The organism is Flavitalea sp. (assembly GCF_035489435.1).
Classification (GTDB): domain Bacteria; phylum Bacteroidota; class Bacteroidia; order Chitinophagales; family Chitinophagaceae; genus DATHKG01.
This window is the reverse complement of record NZ_DATHKG010000140.1, coordinates 22490-46125: the sequence shown is the minus strand read 5'-3', so window position 1 is coordinate 46125 and position 23636 is coordinate 22490. Positions and strand designations below refer to the sequence as shown.

Here is a 23636-nt window from a genome sequence, read left to right as displayed (position 1 = left end):
AAAACCACTTCAAAATAAAACCACTTCCAAATAAAACCACTTCAAAATGAAAATAGCTATTAAACAATATTACTTTTTACAGGTCTTTACTGCAACTGTATTTCTCTTAACCGTATGCTCTTCCTGTGGCTCCGGCGAAAATGATAAAACCGAAACCGTTGTAAGTAATGGCAACGAGGCCAAACTTTGGTTCGAAGGTAAAACCTGGCTGAATGGTTTGCAACGGATACCAAATGAAACAATCGATTACCAGGAGTTTAAAAAAGAATATGATTCAAATCCTGAAGCCTGGAACAAGGCATTCCAATATCTGAAGAATACCGACCTGGCTGCACTTGAAACCGGGAAATATCCTATTGACGGCGATAACGTTTTTGCGCTGGTCACAAAGGGTGCAACAAAAAGCCAGGATACTGCAGCATGGGAAAGTCACCATCGTCACGCAGATATTCACTGGATGATTGCAGGCAAAGAGAAAATCGGTATTACAATAGTTGATTCACTTGCTGTCAAAACACCTTATGACAGCACAAAAGATATTGGATTTTATACCGGGACCGGAAATTTCCAGGTAGCGGATTCGAGTAACTTCCTGATCATTGTATCACCGGTTGCTCATTGTCCCGGGGTTGCCATCGAAGGCTATCCCGAAGTTAAAAAAGTGGTTATTAAGATAAAAAAGAGCCTATAGTTAGAGCCTATAGTTAGAGCCAATAGATAGAGCCAATAGATAGAACCAATAGATAGCGCCTATAGATAGAGCCAATAGATAGAGCCTATAGATTTTAAGCAGGCCATTCTGGCAAGAGATCTGATCCGTCCAAAATTGCATATCAAATTTCTCAAATGAAATTAGCCTTTCCCGATACGAAAACGATTGGAGAAGTTTCTGATCTTAAGTTATTAAATCGCTTTGGGGAAGTCACTTATTATGATACCACTACGGGCAAAGAAACATTTAACCGTGTAAAAGATGCGGACATAGTAATCACCAACAAGGTTGTGATTGATAAGGGAATCATTGACGGGACCACTAAGCTGAAGCTTATATGTGTTGCGGCCACGGGTACCAACAATATTGATATTCAAGCTGCGGATGATAGAGGGATAGCCGTAAAAAATGTTGCTGATTATTCTACCAGTGTAGCGCAGGCTACATTTGCTCTCTTGTTTCAACTGGTAAACAAAATCTCGAAATAGGCCGCCAGGTAGTGGCATTTTTGAAAAATCCGGAACAAATCAAACAAAAAAGCTAAAGCTATGGATGTAAAAGGAGCCGCCACGGTTACTGATAAAAATTTCTGGTACCACAAGCCGCTGAATATACTGCAAACAAATATTCGTGAAATTGATGCAAGAGATTATAATGCAGCCGCTGTCGTGAAATACATGCAGGATACAGGATGCAATGTATTAGTGATAAATGCGGGGGCTATTGTTGATTTCTTTCAGAATCCTTTGCCCGCAGCCATGGTGAATAAATTTATGGGCAAAAGGGACATTCTGAAAGAAATTACCATTGCGTGTAAAGCAGCAGGTATCAGGATTATTGCACGAATAGATTTTCGTGGGGCCGAGGAGGAGATCTACAGGAAGTTTCCCGATTGGTTTATGCTGAATGCAAAAAAACTACCGGTTGTTACCACCTATGATCATGGGAAAAGACAGCTTAAATTATATGCAGGCTGTTATCTCGGTAAACATCGCAATGAATATTTGAAGGAGCAGGTAAGTTATATCATGAAAAATTATGCCGTTGATGGCATCTGGCATAATGCGCCCGGTGCTCCTGGCATTTGTTATTGTAACGTATGTACCTCCGCATATAAAAAGGATACTGGAAAAGATCTTCCTGTGGAACCCCTGGCTCCGGCTGATGAACTGGATACTTATATGAACTGGAAAGTGAAGGTGGCTGATAACCACATGGCCGGAATTAAAAAACTTATTAAAGACTATGGAGAGGACAAGGTGTACTGTGCTGAAATCTTCAGCATGTTTGGCGTGGAAGGCAGAATTAATTCAGGTATCGACCTCAATAATGCACGTGATCATTTTGACTTTTTGGTGAGCGTGGCCTTTTTGGATAGCGGCGATCCTCAGCATGTTTACCAGGACCTAACCTATGCCAACACCATTACAAAGTTTCTTAAGTCTATGGTGCCTGACCGGGAAGCCATTGTTTTGTGCGGTGGTAACGGAACGCTGCACAGAATGGTTAGTGATCCTAAAATTGATTATAAAATCTGGCTGTGGCAGGTGCTTTCAGCAGGTGGCAGGTATTGGGATAATTATTTTACCAACATTCCTGATGCCGCTCCTGACCGCCGGAATATTTATGATCATACAGAGGTCTTTTTGTTCGTAAAAAAACATGAAAGGGTTTTCGAGCGACATGCTCCGGTAGCAAATATTGGAATCTATTATTCACGCCCCACGCGTTTATCATATCGCGAAAAGCTGGTAGAAAACGATCGTTTTGGCTCCGAAATAAGAGGAGTGGAAGCTGTTTTAATGGAGAACCATATTCCCCATGATTTCATCATTGATGACCAGGTTACCAGTCAAAGCCTGGAAAAATATAAACTGGTTATACTGCCAAATGTCAGGTGTATGTCTGACAAGGAAATTATATTATTGAAAGATTTTGTCAGGAAGGGAGGCAACCTGATTGCCACCTACTGTACAAGTCTTTATGATGCTGAAGGAAAAGAACTTAATGACTATGGCCTGAACGAATTATTCGGAGTGCACTACGCGGGCAAAAAAGAAAATACACGCAGGGATAATTATCAATACATCTTAAATAAAAAGCACGCGCTGGTGCAGCCGGACAGTTCAAAAACAGAACTATTATTTAATGCAGGGTTCACCGCTTTATGTAAACCAACAAATAATTCGCAGGTGATTTGCACCTGGGTTCCGACAATTCAAAATCAACCCCCTGATAAATCATGGGTAGCCGAATTTTCAACCGAGTTTCCGACTATCGTAGAAAACAATTATGGCAAAGGCAAAGTGTTGTATTTTTCAAATCAGCCCGACCTTTTAAGTTATGAAGTTGGGCATCCGGATATGAGGAATCTCCTGTTGCGAAGTATCAGGCTCCTGGCTGGTAACGCCATACCCATAGAAACTAATGCCCCATCCAGTGTGAATATCGGCTTAACGCAATCGTTGATTACCAAAGGACAATATATACTTTCGCTGGTCAATACAACTTCAGGGCCTGTTCGTCCCATTCGCGAATTGATACCTGTTCATGATATTCGTGTAAAGGTTCGGCTTGACGGCAAGTCAGTTACAAGGTACGAGGTCATGCGTTCCCAGGGAGAATGCCTGGTTAAACCGAATGGCCAGTACATCGATATCAGGCTCGGCAAGCTGGAGGATTTTGCCTCTGTACTCATTCAGATGAATGTCTGAAAGCCCGCCTTTATATCTGCAATTTTCTTCATAAGTCACTAATATTTAGCGTCAATAAAACCAAAAGGATACGTAATTTCCACGCTTACAGGTAAGGGCTTTAAAAAACTGTTCCGTTGTTGGGAGCCCATATGTTGGGAGCCATAAAATCTTAAGCAAAAATTATGAAGACAAATCTGCAGAAAACCAGCGCAAACATTATACAGTCAATTACTATTTTACTCGTATCACTGGTAAGTATAACCGAAAACTTATCGGCTCAACAAAAACAGCCTGCTAACAATCCATCATCTACGGGTAATGCTTTAACTTTTTGGGATAGTGTCGGTGGAGGCAAACCGGTTTCTTTATACAATGGTAAAGTGCCAAACAGCAAAATAGGGCCTGCCAGTTATAAAGAAACAAACGATAAGGCCTGGTCGAGAAAAGTTACTGATCCTGAGATGATACCTTTTCTTCCGGATCCTGGAAAGCGCACGGGAACTGCAATTGTCATATTTCCCGGCGGTGGTTATTCAGGCTTATCGGTGCTGAATGAAGGAGCTAATATTGCAAAAGCGTTTAAGGATGCCGGTATTGCTGCTTTTGTTGTGAAATACAGGCTTCCATCGGATTCTATTATGGTCGACAAATCTGTCGGTCCTCTTCAGGATGCGCAGCAAGCGCTTATGCTCGTGCGGATGAATGCGACCAAATATGGTATTGATCCCGGGAAAGTAGGCGTCATCGGCTTTAGCGCGGGTGGACATCTTGCTTCAACAGTGGAGACTCACTTTGATATGACAACCATCGCGAACGAAGAGAAAATAAATCTTCGTCCTGATTTTGCAATGCTGATGTACCCGGTAGTCAGTTTTGGGAAGTATGCCCACCGCGGATCGCGGAAGGCATTGGTGGGAAATGACAGTGTTGGGCCACTGGCTAAAAGATATAGCAATGAATTACAGGTGACGGAACGTACGCCGCCGACATTTTTGGTGCATGCTACTGATGATAACGTTGTGCCGGTAGAAAACAGCTTGTTGTTTTACCAGGCTTTGCTCGAACATAAAGTCACGAAATCTTCGATGTTTATTTTCCAGGAAGGTGGGCATGGGTTTGGGCTTAATAATAAAAAGACCAGCACCCGCTGGTTTGATCTTGCTTTGGAATGGCTGAAGTTAAATGGGTTTTAGTGGTAAGCCGATCATTACATATCAGTCCTGTTTTCAAATCGAGGTTGTTTTTCAAGTCGATGTTGTCTTTGAAATCGGTGTTGTCTTTAATCACTGTGTCGATTTTTATGTCTGCCTGTAATAGCCCGGCGAGGAAATTGCAAATCAACCGACAGTCATCACTTGCCGGTTCGACATTTTATAAACAGGCCGCCGCGATGTCGTGGAAGGAGCGTGATTCGTTTGCATTACAACAATTTCGGGTTGGTAATGTGCCCGCGTTTTTGCTATTGCTGAAACCTATCCATACTTCATACAAAGATTCCGCCACCGGCAAAACGTACACAGCGACTTATTATGTTACTCCCGATTATTTCAGTATAGGTACAAATGATGATTGGGCACGTGTACCGCTCACACCAATGGCCGCTAAACAAATTGCCGATAGTTTACAATGTTTCCTCCCTTCGCGAAAAATGGTGAATGATATTTATAAAGCGGCCACGGTTAAACTGGAGCCGGTTCCGATGTACGCGTTTCGCGATAGCACACCCACTATGTGGCATCATCACCTGATCATTGAAGGACAACGCAAAGGTCAAAACGGCTTGATTGCGGGAATTAAAAAAGATGTAGTAAACACTTCTAAACTTAACGAATACCCGAAACGCGATCGTGTAGCAATCTACGGCTGGCATAAACCTGATGGCAAACCCATTCAAGCGCTATATACCGGCCACGTCAATTGGTATGTTGATTACAGCCATGGCATTCGCCTGGTAAGCCGGAGAATACGTGTCGATGGCAAATGGATGGATTATACCGAAGTATTGAAAAATCCCGTGTTAAGTCACCTGCTTTGTGATGAGGATGACTGCAATTGGTAAGCTCAGGTTTTCAAGGTCACCGCGACAATGTTTCAAAACTGCGATTTTTTAAAATGACCGCTATTTCAGTCAAAACCATCCCATTTTGACTGAAATCGCGGTCATTAAAATATTTTCGCAAAACAGGATAAGTCGGCAGGCACACTTCTTATTTAATCCTCTACTTATTAAATCCTCTACCTATTAAATCCTCTACACGTTAGTCTTAAGAAATTAATTTGAGCGGATAAAACACTCAGGTTTCAATTCGCAGTTTAAGTATGTTTTTGATTATTTGTTTTTAGAATTTAGACCAGCCTTAAGATAGGTTGCAGATTGCAGGAAGTCATTTATTCCCCCTTCAGCTTTTTCAGAATTTCCACACCCGAATCATTCTTAGGATTTAATTCAATCGAGCGTTCATAATTTTTTATAGCCAGGTCTTTATTGCCATCTGCGGCATATGCCTCTCCAAGGCTATCATACACGTTCCAGGAATCGGGGAAAAGCGTTACGTTGAGCTTAAATACTTCTATGGCTTCTTTATATTTTTTTGCATTCATGTAAGCATATCCTGTACTATTGAACAGGTTTTCGACATTGGACGGCTTGGTGCTGTTATATGATAGCGAATCAATGGTGCCTATTGAGATGATCTTCCAAACACCTTTTTCGCGCAGCAGGGTTCGTGTTTCAAGGGTATTCGTAACTGGCAAACTATCCTTGTCACGATAGAACGATTTTTGTTCGTAAGTCATCCAGGATAAATCTCCTGATGTTCTGATCACAAAGTTTTCATGCTGAATTCTGAGCGCATTTTTTGAAATTGGTCCTTCCCGCATCCATTCAATAATATAAGGTCCAAAGTTTTTCCAGCCCACCTGGGAAGCGTGGAAGCCGTTCCCGGTATAATATCTAAAAACTTTGTCGTCGTGGCTAAAAAAAGAGGCCCATTTTATGGAGTCACCCTTTCTATAGTATTCCGTCTCGTCCAGGACAATTTTTTTGAGATCTTCCTCCAGTTTGGTCTGACAAAATGAGGAAAGACCGATTGCGAATAACGCAAGGATCATGACTGTTGATTTCATATCTGGTTGGTTTAAGTGTAGATTGAACCACTAACAGAGATCGATATAGGAATTCCTCAACCGTGACTTAAGTTAACCAGGGGATAAATTGCAGAATTTAAATAGGATGAATGGGGAACTATGAGAGTTTGTATGGAACTGTGAAATGCATATTGAATATAATCATTTTTATTAGTACATACTGAAAATCCCAACTATGTACATTGAAGTCGGGAAATAGAAAAAACTTCGATGGACCACGCATTGGCAATCAACATATCTGAATGCTAATAAAATAAATTGTTACTTGTAGATTTAGTAATCGCGGATTATCTTGAGCCAATCCAAATCCTATAATATGAAGCTTTCACTTTCGGAGCAATATGAATTCTGCCCTTCGCACTTGTTTAAGGATATTGAACCGGCATTGAAAATTGCTTATGATACGGTCGAGCATCTTCCGATCTTTCACGTTTACCAGGATTTTACTAATGCTTTCAATCAGGAAATTACTCCCCACTTAGAGCCTGTCTGGCAAAGGAGCTTATTATTTAAGTGTGGAAATTCAAATGAAAAGTTTGCAGCCGCCTATAGCAGCCCTGACAACACAGTTGGAATTGATTTGCCATCATGGTTACAGCCGAAACAAGGTTTCAATGGCAACTATATCATGTTGCTGGCCGAGGATCCCCTGCGAAATCGTGACTACAGTCAACAAAATGCCGAATTGCAAATCGTCATTGGATCCCCATTTGGGTTGCATACACGAATTTGCAGACAACGGAAGTGTTCGCTAATATGGAAATTAGTTTCCGGGCTTATGGATCAGGGATTCGGGGTGTATTTGACGGACATTAATAAAATTTGGATTAAAAAAAATATTGCTCAAGGTGACCGGCAAAAGTCCTCGCCACCTGGTCATAAAGAGTTCATCCCGTTTGAAATCCGGCAATTGTTTGTGCGAACTCTTGGTGAAGAAATTAAATTGGTGAATCCCCTGGGAATCATAGCCTTCGGGTTACCCGCAAAAACTGCTTTACAAGAGATGCATACAGCATTTCCTGAAATAAATAAAAGAGTCATTAATGTTCCACATTCAGCTGCAAGATCAAACGCCTGGGAAGCGAGGATTTCCGCAAAAGCTACACATGCAAACAAAATTGATTTCTTAATGGATGAGATAAAGAAGAAAGGTTGGGCCGTTGAATACGGGACAACATCGCGAACTGAACATCAGTCAGGCATAGCCTGAAGGATTGATTACAATTAATTTTCAAAATGACCGCTATTTCAGTCAAGGGATTATTTTGACTGAAATAGCGGTCATTAAAATTTTTTCGCAAAAAAGAATGTCGGCAGTGACATCAACATTATAATAGCTATTTATTTTCCCCATTACTTAATCCATGCGACAGTATTGAAAAGCGAATTCGCAGCACATATATGCTTTGCACATTTATTTTTGGAGTTGAAGTCAGCAGGTCGAAATGGCTATCAGCGTAAATAGATTATTGATACTTGTCCCCGAGTCTCCTGCTGGTAAGCACTGCTCTGGTCAGGCTAAGCATTGAACCAAAACGAGGTTTCAAACTTTCAGCTTAACTTCCTCTAATCATAATAAATGGTATATGCATAAAAATCTAATACATCTTCCTGTACTTTTTGTACTATTTGGTCTTTATCCCATAGTGCCGGCAGAAGATAATATGATACCGGTGGCTGACCCTTCCCCCAATATCATTCTTATCTTCATGGATGATATGGGTTATGGCGATGTAGGTGCTTATGGAGGATTTCCCTATCAGACAAAAAATATCAATCGCCTCGCCAGCGAGGGTATGCGCTTCACTCATTTTTATGTTCCGCAGGCAGTATGCACCGCGTCCCGGGCTGCGCTGCTTACCGGTTGTTATCCAAATCGGCTCGGCATATCTGGTGCTTTCATGCCATGGAGCCCGATAGCATTAAACCCGGAAGAGGAAACGATGGCTGAACTGCTGAAGAAAAAAGGATATGCCACCGGGATGGTAGGTAAATGGCATCTCGGTCAGAAACAGCCTTTTTTTCCATTACAACAGGGCTTTGATGAATACCTCGGCCTTCCTTATTCAAACGACATGTGGCCTGTTGATTTTGATGGTAATCCAATAACAGATACATCCAACCCAAGAAAAAAATTTCCGGCGCTACCTTTGATAGAAGGAAATAAAATGGTCAGGGAAATCAAAACACTAAGTGACCAGGGCGAACTGACAAAGATGTACACCGAAAAAGCGGTTGCCTTTATCCGTAAGAATAAGAACAAACCATTCTTTCTTTACCTGGCACACAACATGCCGCATGTGCCGATAGCAGTCTCTAAAAATTTTCAAGGCAAAACCGGCGCGGGACTTTTTGCAGATCTGATGACAGAGATCGACTGGTCGGTAGGGGAGATTCTGAAAGCAGTTGATGAACAGAAGATCGCAAAGAATACCATTGTTATGTTTTTAAGCGACAATGGCCCCTGGCTTAACTATGGTAATCATGCCGGAAGTTCCGGTGGTTTGCGCGAGGGGAAAGGCACGGTATGGGAAGGAGGAGTAAGAGTTCCGTTCATGATACGCTGGCCCGGAAAAATCGAGGCTGGTACTATCTGTAATAAGCTTGCATCCAGTATTGATCTGCTACCAACTATCGCAGCTATTACCAATTCGACGCTACCTGCAAAGAAGATAGATGGAGTGAATATCTATCAATTGTTCGCGGGAGACGAAGCTGCTAATCCACGCGATGAACTGGCTTACTATTATAATACCAACAGTCTTAAAGGAATTCGCAAAGGAACATATAAATTGGTTTTTCCGGCCACTTCACAAACTTATAAGAAGACACAAAGAGGTGCTGATGGGTTCCCGGGGAAAGTAGTTACCGATTCGGTTAGTCTTGCCCTTTATGACCTGCGCACTGATCCGGGAGAAACCCTTGATATCAAAGATCAGCATCCTGAAATTGTCCGGCAGTTAATGGCGATAGGAGATAGATATCGCGAAATGCTGGGCGATGACCTTACGAAACAAAATGGTAGGGAAAGACGAACTGCTGCAAAGGTTGATTAGAGGCCTGGTTTTGCTTTATTCTGGAAAGTGCACCGCGAAATATTAAAACAAAATAAAAGGATAGGAAAGTGTCAATTATTTTCAAAAGCCCCTGCCATTAGATCCTTTTCTTTCGAAGGAATCTGGTATTTATCTGCCACCTTCTGCCACTGCCTGACAATCTTCCTGGTAGCGGCGATAATCTCCTTTGCCTGTAGATCCTTAAGCCGGAAATATTTAGCGACTTCAAGGGCTAAGTCAAAGTTGAGATCATTATCCGTTTCCGAAATATTAAGTGAAAGGCCAGTGCCGTAATAAATGGGGTTAATATCATATGCAGGCGAAAGTTCCCACCCGGCGTCTGTAAGGAGGAATCCATGGTTGCGAAGATGGTCGTCGGTGTTTTTGATGGCAATGAAAAAAACTATGCGACGCCAGAGCTGTTCAAGGTCGCGTTTGGGGGATGCACCCTGTTGCATTATGAACTCTCCAAGGTCAAGATAGGATACTCCTGCGGCCTCATCCGTATGGCCAAGAAGTGTCATGGCAGAGGCAAAATGTATCCGACTACCTTTGCTTGTACGGTCAAACCGTTTGGATAGATAGGTGTGGTGTTCACTATTGTATTGACGAACGCTTCCCTCGGCTATTATAATTCCTGACTGTATCGCCAGATCATTGGCCAAAATTTCCCATGCTGCCACATTATGACCATCTTTCACACTGGGAAATTTCGCGATCCAAAGATGACCATTTTCATCCAGCACACTTGCTTTTGGTCTTGCGCCACCAAGGGAGGCTCCCGGTGCTATAAGTATGTTGATCCATTTTAGTGCTTCGATGTCTTTCAATGCATCCTGTTCCAATATTATGCTTGCTTGTTCCAGTTCACGGAGCGAAGTAAAAGGAGGGGCGGCAAAGCTTTTATCTTCGTGCTGGAAATTGTCATTTCCCGCAACTTTGAATCGGATTCCACCCATTCGGTGCAAATCATAAACACCTAACAAGTAATCTTCTTCAAAAAGCTTTTTCTGTTTTCGATTCTCTTGTCTTGCAAGGATTGCTTCTCTACGGTCCATTAATGTTTTTCCCCAGCGGTCTGGAGATGAATCCATGAAGACACCAAAGTTGGCTTTGTCTTTCCCAAGGTATTGCGGACCTGTATATAATTGCAGATCAGGATCCAAATTTTGTGCAAGCCCCGATTTGATCCAGTCTTTATCATATTCAAACGAGACCACTTGATGGCCCTTAGTATGGATTACCGACAATGTTCCCAATGGTAAGGGTCCTTTCAGTTTCTCCCAGTCTGCATATACAAAAATGTCCATAATTATTTCTTCTTTGGGGCTCGTTTCTTTACTACCAATTCAACATCCTGCAGTCTCCGGCCAAGTTCGTCATCCGTTGCTATTTTGAGTAAATCATCTGCCAGGCCAAGCACAAACAATACCTGGCAATAGGCTCCCATTGCTACCTGCGGAGAGCCTTTCTCGATATTCCAGAGAGTTGTCCGGTTGATGCCTGCCCGCTCTGATACCTGCACGGTTGACAGTTTTCGGCGAAGGCGTGACAGCTTGATATTTTCACCCAGCTGTTCGAGAATAGCTTGCTGTTTTGGTAACAATACGATGCTTCGGGTAGTCATAATGTTTGTTATAGTAAACAAATATACATAAAATGTTTGCTCTAATCAACATTATAATAAGGATTTTATTTGCCCCATTACTTAACCCATTGGACAGTATTGAAAAGCCGCAAATTCGTAATGTTCGGTAACGGCTATTACAACCAATGCCATGCAGGAACCTTTATTGACCAATACGGTTATGAACGCTTTTCAGACAGCGGGAAGTCCGTCTCCAGATGGGCCGCAGAGAAGAAATTAGGCAGAGCACTTAGAGCCGGAGAGGTAGTCCATCACATGGACAGAAATAAGCTAAATAATTGTCCTGAAAATTTATGGGTGTTTCGTAATCAGTACGAACACAGCCGAGTACATGAGTATGACACCAGGAGATTCGGCCCTGGCTATAGTTACGGAGGGAGGAGGCGTTACTTCCGCGACGATTATTACTAATGGAGTAATATTGACCTAAAGAATATTTAAGTCCATTGATAGAGATAGCCCGCTTTGTGTTGTTCAACATTGTTCATACAGATGGGAACACTGATTCAATTCCTAATCACAATGGCATTGCGGAAATAGATCTCACCAGCTTTCAACACTGCGGCAACGTTTCAAAATTGCAATTTTTTAAAATGACCGCTATTCCAGGCAAAACCACCATCTTGACTGAAATAACGGTCATTAAAATATTTTCGCAAAACCGGATAAGTCGGGAATTACACTTTTTATTAAATCCCGCATACATGCTTTTGGGAAGCTCTCATTAATTGATTTTTCTCCTGATAAAAATTTCCTGCTCCAGTACTTTTTTGTATTTGTGAAACATCATGAACAGGTGATCAAAATTGCCGCCCTGTGCTAAGTTGTTTGCAAGGCGCGACTGTTTAATATACAATTCACGATTACCATAATTTTGCAAAAGCATTTCTATTTCCCCAGGCACAAACAAAGATGCCTTTTCTCCAAGATGCCGTTGGTATTCATTCTGATAAATATTTAATCCAGCGAAATCAAAATCTCCAAAATGTAAATACTTGTTTGGGATAAGCTGAAGCCATTTGATGAGATCACTGCTATAAGGATAGCGGCTCACGAATAAAGGCTTAATGTTGTTAAATAAGTATTGCTGTTCTGCTAAATACCTGAAATTTTCCGGATTTTCTACGCCAACAATGGTAACAGAAGAGTCGGGCAGGAAACTGCGAAAATCATAAATAAATATAAAACTGCCGGGTACAGGTTGAATAATAAACGATTCATTTTTTAATATGCATTGGATCGGCTCGTAACAGTTCACTAAAAAGCCATGGAAAGTCCGTAGAGAACGAAACTTTGAATTGCCGGAAATTTCTATTGCTTCGCCCCGGGTAAGTGTTTCCGAGTTAAACTGCCGGATATAGGCACTTAGGTCGCGGATGCCGAAATTATTTAGAAGATAGGCTTTCATAGCTGCGGGATCAGTAACCCGGTATGTGGCCTGGGTGCGGCCGATATGGATTTTAAGGATAACACCATCCTCCACCATCCTTTGAATAACAGCCGACTTCAAAGAGGATGCAGGAAATGCCGCTCCTTCCATCATCATGTCTTCAATCTTAATTGCAAGATTTAAAGGGAGGTTCATTTGTTGAAATTTACTATCAATCCGTTAGGGGAGGTTCATTTGTTGAAATTTATTATCTATCCGTTTTTGATATTATCCTTTTGATCCTGGTGTGCCGGTTAATATCTTTTTCAAGTTTGTAAATATGGCGGTAATCAAGTGGGTTGTTCTCAGTAGGCGAGCCATTGATCAGATTGATGTTCCTGTCGTTCGCGAATTGGAGAATTCCCCGCACATTATTAGGATGAAGTTTGCCGATTTCGTCCATCATACAATGCAGCCGGAAGTCTTTGAATTTTCTTGAGGCAGCATCCTTGAAAACATTTAACAACATGATATTGATCATGGCTTTAACCAACACATCCGTGCCTTCAGAACCAACATTAGAAAGCTTTTCAACCCAGCCGGTATCGTTATCATTTTCTTCAATCCTGAATTTAAGCTCAAACGAATCTGACAGGGAAATTGCATCCAGTTTATACTCAGTGATCGCTTTGCCGAAATGCCTTAGCAGGTCCGCCGCTTTCTGATTCTTATTAAACTGGTCAGATGTTGAAAATAAATTCATTCCACCCAGGTCAAAACTATGATCATCATTGAATTTTTTAATTTCAAGTAACAACTGAACAACGCGGTTTGAGCTTTCATCCAGCTTCAGTTCTATTTTTCGGATGGCGCCGACAAAGTTCTTGTTCTGGAAATCGTTGTTGATCGCTGTGATCACCCGTTGGATTTCACCTGCCTTCGACATCAGCGAACCGGTCTGATTGCCTACCGTATTTATTATACTCGCAAATCGTTCATTTACACGTTTTTCAAACTCTTCGATCTTACTGTTATGTACAAATTCATTCAGATGATCGGCAAATTCTGTATAGTCCTGTTTACTTGTGAAGGTTGTTTTGAAATTAAAAATATTATCAGGCGAAAAATTACCGGAGAACTTGTTGATGTTTTCTTTCAGTTCATCCAACTTATTAATGGCTATATAGATCGATTCGTTTATCAGATCGATCAAAGCGCGGCAAACTCTTTCATTCCGGTAGATATCTTTCTCTTCTTTATATACCGGGTCAATACCTGCATATGCATCTGATACAGTGAAATTGTTAAATGCCGTTATATTATCTGCCGATTCCCGCAATTCATCTTTCAGATCTTCTGTTCTTTTATCGAGATCAGCCAACGTTGTTTCGTAAATCGTTTTCTGATAGTTAAACTTTTTCAATTCTGTTTCATGCTGCTTCTCAAACGACGCTTTCAACATTTTGAAATCATCAGCCTTGTCAATAAATTCCCTTTTGTCTTTCCTGTATTCGGTAACGATATCGCGGTTTTTTTCAATCAGCGCGAGATCCCTTTGTAACGGTTCCGCCAGGTTATCGATCTCGCTCAACCGTCCTGTATCAACGCCCTTACCCCGTAGTTCCTGCTTTTGACGCAACAACAGTTCATCGTGTTGATCCTGGTAATTTTTTCTGACTTCGACGCGCCGTTCTTCCATTTTGTTTTCCTGGACGGCTTTGGCCTCCCTTATTAAACCAACACGTTTGTGATGCTCTTTCTCTTTTGTCCGTATTTGTTTTGTAAGTTCAGTTTCAATAGAAGATAGTTCGAAATCTGATGCAGTAAGTACATCCGTGGCAGAAGCAATCTTCTCCTCAAGTTTAGAAAGCACCTGGTCTTTCTCCCGGACAGCTTTTAATTCAAGCTCTTTGCTAAATAACTGTGCCTGTTGCAGCTGATCGCTCTCGCGATCGAGTTTATAACGGCACTCAATAGCTGCATCTTTTAAACTTTTTATTTGGGGCTGAAACTTCTTTCTTAGTTTATCAAGTTGATCCTTGTTTTCCTGTTGTGCTAATTGAAAATTTTGCTGCTGCTCAGCGAATTTAATTTTCAATGATTCTTTTTCTTCTTCCAGTTCTGCCAGTGTTTTCACCTGGAAATCTATTTCACCCAGATTGATTTTTACCCCAAAGAAATCTTTTTCTAGTGATGTCGCATCTCCTTCGGATAAAGTATTAAGCGATGGCTCAAGCGAACGATCGAATAAGACTTTCTCTGTGCAGACTTTGCCAATATTATTTTGCCATCCTGACACGTTAGTATTCAGCCACGAATAAAATGAATGATCGTCGTTCAATTTACTTTCAGTTTCTTTCAGCTGCATTTTCAGTGTATCCACCTTTGCCTGCAGTTTATCAAGGATATTCCCGGTCTCAAGTTTGATACCTGTGTCCTCAATTTCCCATTGTTTTTTCAGGGTTTCCTGCTGGTTAGCGAGGTGAATTAACTCCTGTTCACCGAATCGTATCGATAATTGCAGATCCTGGATCTGCTGCGATACCAGCCGCTTTTCTGATTCGTAATAGTTCCGGTGGCGTGCTGATTCACGCTCTAATTTGATCTCCGTCAGCGATTGTTGTTGATCCCGGATTTTTTCCCTGGCTTGTGCAATGGCTACTGCCGTGTTTGATCTCAACTGAACAGCAAGGTCCTCAAAAAATTTCCTGGCGGTATTTTCTTCATTGAACACTTGCTCAATTATTGCAAGCCGTTCCTTTGCAATTTCATGTTCTGTCTGCATAAGACTATTCTGTAAAGCCTGGTCAATCGCCTCATATTTTTGGGTAATTTCTCCATGCTTTGAAGTGAGCAATTGCCTTTCTACACTTAGTTCATTTAGCCGCGCTTCAAGGGTCGGTTTGCTGGCTGCCAGTTCAAGTAGATGTTCAATGTTCACCTTATTATAATGATCTGCCTTTTCTTTTGCCTTTTTAAGATCGTGTTCTATTGCACTGATCTCATCGCGGATCTTTACTGATTTATTCTGGAACCTTGTCGCAGCGGCGCTGGCGCTTTGATTCAATATTTCTCTTTCGGAAAGAGAGGAATTATATGCGGTCTGAAGTCTGGGCAGTTTTCTTTTTGTTTCAGCTGCTGACCAGGCCAGTTGTAACGATAGCTGATTTTTTTCTTTTTCGTGATGACGGACAGCAAGCAACCGGTTCACTGCTTCTTCTGCTGTTTTTCGAACAGCCGGTTGTTTATAGCGATAAATATCCGACAGCTGTCGCTCAAAATTTTTCAGGTGATGAGTATAACTGGCAAGATCAATCACGATATCGTCTTCGTTGAGAGACATGATGATTGTTTGCTTTATAAACTCAGCATCAAGCTTTGAGTTCAGGAATACATTCTGGATGGTACGCGGAATATTTTGATACTGCTTGCTTTGCAATAGTGAAAACCTGATAAGATCCTTTTTTGTTGTTTCCGGGTTTCCGTACAAAATATTTCGGTATTCTTCATAACGATCGATTTTATTAAAGTAAAAGATCTTGCCGGCATCCAGCATTTGCCTGATATCTTCCCATTTTTCAAATGCAACACCATCCCCGGAAACAAAATATTTGCGGTCAAATGCAGTGTCAATAAAACGAAAGCAAACCTTTCCCTGGCTCTTGAACGCGAGAATGCAGTATGCTCCGTTCTCACGCATCACTTCATAGACTACATAGCTATTTCGGAACGGAAAGTAATAATCCGCAAAGCTTTTTTTCTCTTTGCTGATGCCGAGTTTTATGGTGTCAGCATTATAGAAGAATAACACCGCACGCAGTAATGTGCTTTTTCCAACTCCTTGTGTACCGATCAGGTGAACATTGCCATCGAGCATCACTTCGGCAAATGGAATGGTAGCGCTGTTGATAAAAAATACTTTATTAAGAAATCTCATAGTTAACTTCTTCCGATATATGAATATTTGCTACCAGTTGTTCCAGGTATTTAAATGAAGAGAGGACCTTGTATTGTTCGGTGACGCTGTTTTCTATTTCTACCACATCATATTTTTCAAGTTCACCTATAAGCTTTTCAATTTTTTGGCGTATTGTTCCTTCTCCTGCAAGCTTGCGCATGCCCAGTAGTTTCTCGTTCAGGCTTGCATCAACTTTCATTTGCCCGATGATATCGCTGACCGTAAAACGATGTCCTGCACTAAAGCCGGTATCAAAAGTTTTAAAGAAGTCAAGGATGTCGATCCAGCGATATGTTTGTTCAATTTTTCTTTCAAGATCTGCTTTCTGTTCGGGACGCGAAAAGTAAAAATATTCATCTCCACGTTCGAGGATAAAACCGATTGCCGAAAAATAGCTCTCAAGCTCTTCGAAATGAGCATCTGCAACGTTATACAGATTAACGTTTTCAGGCTTGCTATTGGAGCAGATAAACTCTCCCTTACTTAATTTTTCAAATATATCTTTTGTGTATCGGGTACTTTTCATGTTGATATTCGCTTATTGATATGTAAGGTATTGATATATGGGTATTGACATGTGGTTATTGATATACTGGTTTTAGTTTATAATATTTGGTGCTGCTTTGGATACACCAATGCATATTCTACATGATCATCCTGCTGGTAATTGCCGGAAACATCAAATTCATCTTCAAAAATCCCAATCATCTGGCAAAACACGGTTACCTTTTCTTCATAGCTTACCGGTCTTGGAAAGCGGTACGTTGTCAGGAAATTGAAGAGGTGATTTCCCGAGGCGATAAAGCTGTTTTTTATTTCCTGGAGATTGATAAATATTTCCTCTTCGGTTACAGTTGCGAGGTATTCCGGGGAGATCATATCTGCCGCCGGAAGTAGTGAGGATTTCGGCAACTTCATGCGGACGGCAACTTTTTTAATGCTCTGAAATGCTTCGTCTGTCTGAATAAAATCGAGTGATAACTTGATTGAGTAGGAGGGATTCGGTTCAAATATCACATCGTTTTTTTGTACCAGGACATCGTGCAGGTTTGTTTTGGAACTCAATTCGAATTGATCTTTGAGGTATTTTAGTTGTTTGATTTTTATTAAGAGGTTTGAATGGTATTTCACCTGGTTCAGGTATTGGATGATCTGCTTTTGGGTCTCGATCAGGTTATGTCTTGCTTCGGTAAGCTGTTGTTTAAGCTGTTGATTGAGCTGTTTTAACTCTTCGTCGGTTGCTGACAGAAAGAAAGTTTTTTCTTCTCCTGATATCAATCTTTCTGTCTGTTCGATCAGGCTAAAGATCACCCGTCTTTTTTCGTCGAATGATTCAAGTTTCGAGATCTTGATCTTATAGTTGGGTTCGGTTTTGAAGGCGTTTTCGATATTTCTGTTCAAATCAATGATATTCCGGAGGGTAATGCGGCCTGTTTTGCGCAAAGCCGACTTGATTTGTTTGAGATACTTAAACTGCCTGTTGGTATTGGTTTCCTGCAGATAGAAATTTATATTTTCTTTGATCTGGAGAATATTTTCATTGATAAATGAGGTGTTTATTTCTTCGTTCACTTCGAGCACTTGTTCGAAGAAGTCCTGGAACTGATCATCCAGTTCAAGATAAAGGCCATTTTGCCGGACGATACCCCGGCTTATCAACGCACCTATTTTATCTTCATCCAGGATTTCCACGGCATGATCGTATTTGTATTGAAACGACCTTCGTTTCTCAAACATCTCAACCAGCAGCTCTTTTGACCAGCCAAGTGTGTTTATTAACTCGTTTATATTATTGAATAAGGACATAACGGTGCAAGTAAGGAAAAAATCGTGACTCGGCCTTGTCCTGAACCCGAAGCAGGGACAATTGCACGGCAGTTTCAAGGAACAGTTTGGGGCTGCTTTAGCAGCTATGGCAAAAGAATATTTTCAAATCCTTGAAGTATGCTGAATTCGCTTTTGTGTTTAATTTTCGCAGAAAATCTTTCAATCAATATTGCCACAAAGTGAAGTTTGTCTCAGGGTTCGGTCACCTCTTCGGTGGGACAAAGGTCATATACTGAAAATAATGTGCTGTTCCCTTTAAGAAAATGCGCACCAATATGCCTTCTTCCAATATTCAAGATGGGAAAACACTACTATTCCGTCTTCAACGAATCCACCGGGTTGATCATACCCGCTCTCACCGCCTGGAAACTAACTGTCACGACCGCAATCGCCATTGCCACTAACGCTGCAATAGCAAACATCAACCAACTAATATCTACTTTATAAGCAAATCCTTCCAGCCATTTGTTACTTGCAATCCAGGCCAGCGGCGCTGAAATAACAAAAGCAATTGCGACTAGTTTCAGAAATTCCATCGACAACAAACGCGCAATGCTTGTAACACTTGCTCCAAGTACCTTGCGCACGCCAATTTCCTTGCTTCTTTGTTGTGCACTGAAGGCAGCAAGACCAAACAAGCCCAGGCAGGAAATCAAAATGGCTATCACTGTAAATAAATTTATGATACGCGAGAGCGAGATCTCAGATTCATATTGTTGCTGAACTTTCTGATCAAGAAATGAATAAGAAAAAGGTTCTTCGGGGATGTTCTTTTTCCAGGCAGCTTCGATGGTTGATAATAAATCCTTATAGTTAACGGTATTGGTGCTGGCAATAACGGTTGACCAGATATTATCCTTTGGCTGCCGCATCCACACAAGAAAATTGCTAACCTCTTTATGTAGAGAAGAATAATTGAAATCATTCATAACTCCCACGATTTCTTCCACACGGTCTTGATTGTCATATAACAAAGTGCCTGGTGCGGTTTGAGGATTGAGATTGAGCTTTTTCATCATCGACTCATTGATCAACACCTTTGCTGAATCTGTCGGTAAAAAATCGCGGCCACTTATCAACTTTATGCCATTGGCCCTCACAAAATATTCATCACTGATTACAAAATCAGTCATCCTTGAATCTGCATCCTTCTCTCCTTTCAGAAAAAATCCATTGGAAAAAAACAAAGGACTGCCTAGATATTTGCTCGCATTACTTACTGTTGCAACCCCGGAAATCTTCCGCATGTCATCCATAAACGCCGGGATATGACCCTTGCCCGCATCGGTATTAAAGTTGAAAATCAAGCGCTGTTCTTTTTTAAAACCAAGATCTTTATTCTTCAAATAATTCAGCTGGCTATAAATAATGATGATGCCGATGATCAGTGTTATAGATAACACAAATTGAAATACTACCAGTGTTTTTCGTATGCCCGTTGCAGAAACATGGTTCGAGAAATTTCCTTTGATCACCTTGATGGCACTAAATGCCGATAGATAAAAGGCCGGGTAACTTCCTGCCACCAGGCCGGTAACGATTATAATGGCTGTTAATAATAACAATACCATCGGATCCGCCAGATGGGATAGGGAGATATTGGCCTCTGTTATATTGTTCAGGAAAGGCAGTAGTATAACAAGCAGGGGTATTGCAACAAAAACACTCAGCACAGTGATCAGGAAAGATTCGCTCAAAAACTGGTGGACCAGTTGTGTCTTTTCCGCTCCGATAACTTTTCTTACGCCGACTTCTTTTGCTCTTTTTGATGCCCTGGCCGTTGAGAGATTCATAAAATTTATACAGGCTATGGCCTGGATAAGGATAGCGATTACCGACAGGATAGTGAGGAAAGTACTGCTTACCGGGTTTGAATATTTATATCCCTCGAGCTGGTTGTCGGTATGAATGGCGGTAAGAGGTTGTAAAAAAAGTCGCTGTTCGGTGCCAGTTGTTTTTAACTGTTGTGCTGCATAACGGTTTACAAAGGCCGGGAATTTTTTCTCCAGCGAAGCCACCAAAGTACCGGGTCTCAGTTTTATATAGGTATCAATATATCCGTTTCTTATCCAGCTATCAGTATAAAGAACGTATTCGCCGATATCACCGCTGTTCATGGTGATAAATACATCTGCTTTAAGATGCGATTTACCCAGGCTTTCATCCACAACCCCTTTCACGGCGAATTCCCGTTTGCCATTCACATTTTCCATGGTGATGGTTTTGCCAACAGGATCTTCTTTACCAAATATTTTCTCCGATACAGATTGAAGCAATACAATGGAATAAGGTTCTAACAGCGCCGTTTCTTTTTTACCATAAACAAAATGGTAACTGAACATATCAAAAAATATAGAATCGACATAGATCGCGTCTTTTTCAAATACAGCCTTATCCTTGTAACGAAACAGGTGTTTCTCAATACCAAGCATAGGTACCACACGCGTGTATTGCAGTATTTCCCCAAAATCTTTTTTTAGCAATGGTGCTATCGGCGCCACCACAGATGATCGAAACGATTGTACGCCTTCGCTTGTTTTTTTCAATTCCGAACCAACTCTGAAAATATCAGCTGTATTGTTATGATGTTTGTCGAACTGGTACTGCTCCCTCACATATAAAAGGATATACAGGCAGCAAAGGGTTCCAATTGAAAGTCCAACAATATTGATGATGCTGAAAGTTTTATTCCGCTGCAGAAATCGAAATGTTGTTTTCAGATAGTTTTTTAGCATAGCGTTGGGTTTGTGTTATTTGCAGTCAGAGCTTGTTTTATGCTTAACTCTGTTTAGCACGTTCGGCTTAGAGATCGCTAAAGCTATGCCGGAGATTAATCGATTGATAAGGAGAATGTTAGATTCCCGTCTGATCGCAGAGCGTACGTTTTTGATACATCTGATGTTCAATTCTGATGAGATTTTGTAATACCCGGGTTCCAAAAATTTAGGCAAGGTTCGCCGGAAGGATTCCATTTTAGCGATTTTTGAAAATGACCGCTATTTCAGTCAAAATCACCCCTTTTTGACTGAAATAGCGGTCAAAAAAAAATTTCCGCAAAAAAGGATATATTGATAGGTGGAAAGTTAGGTTTTTGCCTGATCGCAGAGCTTGCGTTTTTGATACATCTGATGTTCAATTCTGATTGAATTCTGATTGAATTCTAAATGAATGCTAATGTTTTAAAATTGCAATTTCTTAAAATGACTTAAAGACAACAAAGTCTGACAAATATTACAAAATAGAAAAAAAAATCATTTCGGTTAGGGTTGAACGAACTGGGCCGGCAGCCAATTCCAATTATAAATCTTTGCCTTCGAACCAATGCTGATTGGCTTCAGATTGAATGCTAAAGAATATACTATGGCTTGAGAATATTCCAGCAGATACAATTGAGCACGCCGCCCTGGTCTGCAATCTCTGTACTCTCAATAGGAACAATGCTTAATCCCGGAAAAAGATTTTCTAGCCTTCGAACCACCTCATCGTCTTCACTCATTCCATAAACCGGCACAAATAATACATCTTCCATTTGAAGATAGTTTATGTAAACTCCGGTAGCCTGCAAATCATATTTATTCGCATAGGGATTGTAGGGGATGATTTCGAAAGCTAGTCCGGCCTCTGACAAGGCCTTATGAACAGCATTTTGGAATTTTTTCGTTTCCTTCGAATAATCATTCAGCAATACCGTATCTCCGTCAAGAAACCTTATCATTCCATCCGAGTGACCTATCTCATCGTAAGGATCCTGTGGTATCAGGATAATTTGATCGACTTCAAATAGTTCAGTGAGCAAGTTTAGCAGGTCAGTTTTTTTGTGAGAAGGATTTTCCCGTATCACCTTATCAGTCATGATGACTTTGTTTTTCCAGCGGATAATATTGCCGCCATCAAGGATGATCTCAGATTTTACAACATCTATACCCAACGTTGTGCAAATCTGATCAGTGTCGGATATAGTTTCCCTTTCCTTTGCAGATCGTAAAAGGTAATCCGGCAAATATTTAAAGCCCACAAATTTATTGGCTGCCAGTTGAATGGGCATATAGTCAACCGCCCAAATGTCTTTGGTCCCGTTGAGATAATTGAAAGCGATGTTGTGATGAACCAGCGATTTCCGAAATCCTATCGTGAATTCGGGATACTTGACTGGAAGTGAATCTGCGAGGTACAGCAGGTTGGTCTCGCTATCTATGATCATTTTAAAAATTTTGAACCTAATGCTTTATTGATCTCAAATATTGACATGCCAGGGAATTGTTCTTGCATGTCGCGGGCAATCGTGGTTTTATCTTTCAGTTTTAATGAGGGGAAGATAACGAAGCGATATTTTGAATTGTAGAAAGATTCTGGTTGACTATCGTTTTCAGCGTTCAATCCGATCCTTTTGGTTTTGATGATAAATTCCGCGTCCTTCATTCCTGCCTTTATTTTATCATCAGAGATATTATTAAAATGGAAATGATTGGGAAAGGCTTCAAAAGCACCATGCAGTTTTGAAGAGATTTCAGTTTTTACTTTCAAGGGACCATGTATTTCTTTCAGGATGAAATATTTTGCTGCAGGTGCATGCGGGGAAACTTCTGCCATTGCCCGGATAAGAATACCGCCATAATTTATGCCATTTCCGATTGTTAAGTCTATCCCTGAACCGTGGAAATACCATTTGCCGGAACGAAGCTGGGCTTCATGTTTATGGGCATACGAATCATTAAACTGGTCTTGCGCAAAATAATAAAATTCAATATCAATTAACCGGTAAACACTATCATTCACCAGTAGCTGGTAATCTGAAAGCAGAGCACCTGCAATTCTTTCAAAACTATCTTCAACGGTTTTCCTGGTTTGACTGTTAATTTCAAGGTTTAATTGAGGTGACGACTGGTTTAACATGGGTTGGGATTGGATTCTTAATTATAAAATGATTTATTTGGGATAATTCAAGGATAATTCAAAGGATAATTCAAAGGATAAATCAAAGAATAAATCAAAGATAAATCAAAGGATAAATCAAAGGATAATTCGCAGCCTGCGCATACAAAAGTGCCGCTGCCATTGATCTTTTCCAAAACACCAGGTATCTGTTTGTTGATATCTGTCATTATAATAGTAGGTTGAAACATTTATGAGATTCAAAAATATTGAAACTTCATTTACATGATTATGATAATGGACTTATGAAATTAACGAATGAATGATGAGATTGCGTAAGACCCCGGGTTC

Annotated in this window: 18 protein-coding genes; 8 read left to right on the top strand and 10 right to left on the bottom strand. The window is 40.9% G+C overall.

Translation table 11 applies throughout. The features are described from left to right. The first annotated feature begins 46 nt into the window (after positions 1–46). The 5 genes from VK664_RS22115 (at position 47) to VK664_RS22095 (ending at position 5467) form a co-directional block, all read left to right on the top strand. Positions 47–691 (top strand): NanQ anomerase/TabA/YiaL family protein, encoded by a 645-nt coding sequence (locus VK664_RS22115; protein ID WP_461400883.1) that lies wholly within the window; start codon positions 47–49, stop codon positions 689–691. 155 nt (positions 692–846) lie between these two features. Then, positions 847–1200: a hypothetical protein gene (locus tag VK664_RS22110; RefSeq protein WP_461400882.1), complete on the top strand. Its 354-nt coding sequence runs from the start codon at positions 847–849 to the stop codon at positions 1198–1200. Between the two features lie 60 nt (positions 1201–1260). Further along, positions 1261–3426 carry an alpha-amylase family protein gene (locus tag VK664_RS22105; protein WP_461400881.1) on the top strand — a complete coding sequence of 722 codons (2166 nt, stop codon included), beginning with the start codon at positions 1261–1263 and terminating at the stop codon, positions 3424–3426. A 164-nt stretch (positions 3427–3590) separates the two neighbouring features. Continuing rightward, positions 3591–4601, top strand: a complete 1011-nt coding sequence (locus VK664_RS22100; RefSeq protein WP_461400880.1) for an alpha/beta hydrolase — start codon at positions 3591–3593, stop codon at positions 4599–4601. Next, positions 4577–5467, top strand: coding sequence for a hypothetical protein (locus VK664_RS22095; RefSeq protein WP_461400879.1), 891 nt, complete (start codon positions 4577–4579; stop codon positions 5465–5467). The genes VK664_RS22100 and VK664_RS22095 overlap by 25 nt, the downstream gene beginning before the upstream one ends. Before the next feature lie 329 nt (positions 5468–5796). Here VK664_RS22095 and VK664_RS22090 read toward each other — a convergent pair whose 3' ends face one another. After that, a complete protein-coding gene (locus tag VK664_RS22090) occupies positions 5797–6534 on the bottom strand; it encodes a tetratricopeptide repeat protein (RefSeq protein WP_461400878.1) in 738 nt (245 codons plus the stop codon). Between the two features lie 406 nt (positions 6535–6940). Here VK664_RS22090 and VK664_RS22085 point away from each other — a divergent pair, with 406 nt between their 5' ends. Both VK664_RS22085 and VK664_RS22080 read left to right on the top strand, forming a co-directional pair. Beyond that, positions 6941–7765 (top strand): hypothetical protein, encoded by an 825-nt coding sequence (locus VK664_RS22085; protein ID WP_461400877.1) that lies wholly within the window; start codon positions 6941–6943, stop codon positions 7763–7765. Positions 7766–8141: 376 nt separating this feature from the next. Continuing rightward, positions 8142–9611 (top strand): sulfatase family protein, encoded by a 1470-nt coding sequence (locus VK664_RS22080; protein ID WP_461400876.1) that lies wholly within the window; start codon positions 8142–8144, stop codon positions 9609–9611. A gap of 71 nt (positions 9612–9682) precedes the next feature. On the opposite strand, the gene VK664_RS22075 is transcribed toward VK664_RS22080, so the two are convergent. Together VK664_RS22075 and VK664_RS22070 are read right to left on the bottom strand one after the other, a co-directional pair. Then, positions 9683–10921, bottom strand: a complete 1239-nt coding sequence (locus VK664_RS22075; protein ID WP_461400875.1) for a type II toxin-antitoxin system HipA family toxin — start codon at positions 10919–10921, stop codon at positions 9683–9685. A gap of 2 nt (positions 10922–10923) precedes the next feature. Next, positions 10924–11238, bottom strand: coding sequence for a helix-turn-helix domain-containing protein (locus VK664_RS22070; protein WP_461400874.1), 315 nt, complete (start codon positions 11236–11238; stop codon positions 10924–10926). A 120-nt stretch (positions 11239–11358) separates the two neighbouring features. Between VK664_RS22070 and VK664_RS22065 the strand changes: the two genes are divergently transcribed. Further along, positions 11359–11670, top strand: coding sequence for an HNH endonuclease (locus tag VK664_RS22065; protein WP_461400888.1), 312 nt, complete (start codon positions 11359–11361; stop codon positions 11668–11670). A gap of 313 nt (positions 11671–11983) precedes the next feature. On the opposite strand, the gene VK664_RS22060 is transcribed toward VK664_RS22065, so the two are convergent. The 7 genes from VK664_RS22060 to VK664_RS22030 all read right to left on the bottom strand — a co-directional run bounded on the left by VK664_RS22060 (position 11984) and on the right by VK664_RS22030 (position 23306). After that, positions 11984–12844 carry a DUF7281 domain-containing protein gene (locus VK664_RS22060; RefSeq protein WP_461400873.1) on the bottom strand — a complete coding sequence of 287 codons (861 nt, stop codon included), beginning with the start codon at positions 12842–12844 and terminating at the stop codon, positions 11984–11986. Between the two features lie 52 nt (positions 12845–12896). Then, positions 12897–16565, bottom strand: coding sequence for an ATP-binding protein (locus VK664_RS22055; RefSeq protein ID WP_461400872.1), 3669 nt, complete (start codon positions 16563–16565; stop codon positions 12897–12899). Continuing rightward, positions 16552–17112, bottom strand: a complete 561-nt coding sequence (locus VK664_RS22050; RefSeq protein ID WP_461400871.1) for a condensin complex protein MksE — start codon at positions 17110–17112, stop codon at positions 16552–16554. Before VK664_RS22050 ends, VK664_RS22055 begins: the two co-directional genes overlap by 14 nt. 77 nt (positions 17113–17189) lie before the next feature. Continuing rightward, positions 17190–18392, bottom strand: a complete 1203-nt coding sequence (locus VK664_RS22045; RefSeq protein WP_461400870.1) for a hypothetical protein — start codon at positions 18390–18392, stop codon at positions 17190–17192. A 332-nt stretch (positions 18393–18724) separates the two neighbouring features. Further along, on the bottom strand, positions 18725–21148 hold the full coding sequence (locus VK664_RS22040; protein WP_461400869.1) for an ABC transporter permease: 2424 nt from the start codon (positions 21146–21148) through the stop codon (positions 18725–18727). Between the two features lie 623 nt (positions 21149–21771). Further along, positions 21772–22614 (bottom strand): agmatine deiminase family protein, encoded by an 843-nt coding sequence (locus VK664_RS22035; protein ID WP_461400868.1) that lies wholly within the window; start codon positions 22612–22614, stop codon positions 21772–21774. After that, complete coding sequence (locus tag VK664_RS22030) at positions 22611–23306, bottom strand: hypothetical protein (RefSeq protein ID WP_461400867.1); 696 nt, start codon at positions 23304–23306, stop codon at positions 22611–22613. The genes VK664_RS22035 and VK664_RS22030 overlap by 4 nt, the downstream gene beginning before the upstream one ends. Positions 23307–23636 lie beyond the last annotated feature (330 nt).

What these genes read in the sequence shown, in the direction of transcription:
- VK664_RS22115 (WP_461400883.1), top strand. Translation starts at nt 47, where the DNA reads ATGAAAATAGCTATTAAACAATATTACTTTTTACAGGTCTTTACTGCA.
- VK664_RS22110 (WP_461400882.1), top strand. Translation starts at nt 847, where the DNA reads ATGAAATTAGCCTTTCCCGATACGAAAACGATTGGAGAAGTTTCTGAT.
- VK664_RS22105 (WP_461400881.1), top strand. Translation starts at nt 1,261, where the DNA reads ATGGATGTAAAAGGAGCCGCCACGGTTACTGATAAAAATTTCTGGTAC.
- VK664_RS22100 (WP_461400880.1), top strand. Translation starts at nt 3,591, where the DNA reads ATGAAGACAAATCTGCAGAAAACCAGCGCAAACATTATACAGTCAATT.
- VK664_RS22095 (WP_461400879.1), top strand. Translation starts at nt 4,577, where the DNA reads ATGGCTGAAGTTAAATGGGTTTTAGTGGTAAGCCGATCATTACATATC.
- VK664_RS22090 (WP_461400878.1), bottom strand. Translation starts at nt 6,534, where the DNA reads ATGAAATCAACAGTCATGATCCTTGCGTTATTCGCAATCGGTCTTTCC.
- VK664_RS22080 (WP_461400876.1), top strand. Translation starts at nt 8,142, where the DNA reads ATGCATAAAAATCTAATACATCTTCCTGTACTTTTTGTACTATTTGGT.
- VK664_RS22075 (WP_461400875.1), bottom strand. Translation starts at nt 10,921, where the DNA reads ATGGACATTTTTGTATATGCAGACTGGGAGAAACTGAAAGGACCCTTA.
- VK664_RS22070 (WP_461400874.1), bottom strand. Translation starts at nt 11,238, where the DNA reads ATGACTACCCGAAGCATCGTATTGTTACCAAAACAGCAAGCTATTCTC.
- VK664_RS22065 (WP_461400888.1), top strand. Translation starts at nt 11,359, where the DNA reads ATGTTCGGTAACGGCTATTACAACCAATGCCATGCAGGAACCTTTATT.
- VK664_RS22060 (WP_461400873.1), bottom strand. Translation starts at nt 12,844, where the DNA reads ATGAACCTCCCTTTAAATCTTGCAATTAAGATTGAAGACATGATGATG.
- VK664_RS22055 (WP_461400872.1), bottom strand. Translation starts at nt 16,565, where the DNA reads ATGAGATTTCTTAATAAAGTATTTTTTATCAACAGCGCTACCATTCCA.
- VK664_RS22050 (WP_461400871.1), bottom strand. Translation starts at nt 17,112, where the DNA reads ATGAAAAGTACCCGATACACAAAAGATATATTTGAAAAATTAAGTAAG.
- VK664_RS22045 (WP_461400870.1), bottom strand. Translation starts at nt 18,392, where the DNA reads ATGTCCTTATTCAATAATATAAACGAGTTAATAAACACACTTGGCTGG.
- VK664_RS22040 (WP_461400869.1), bottom strand. Translation starts at nt 21,148, where the DNA reads ATGCTAAAAAACTATCTGAAAACAACATTTCGATTTCTGCAGCGGAAT.
- VK664_RS22035 (WP_461400868.1), bottom strand. Translation starts at nt 22,614, where the DNA reads ATGATCATAGATAGCGAGACCAACCTGCTGTACCTCGCAGATTCACTT.
- VK664_RS22030 (WP_461400867.1), bottom strand. Translation starts at nt 23,306, where the DNA reads ATGTTAAACCAGTCGTCACCTCAATTAAACCTTGAAATTAACAGTCAA.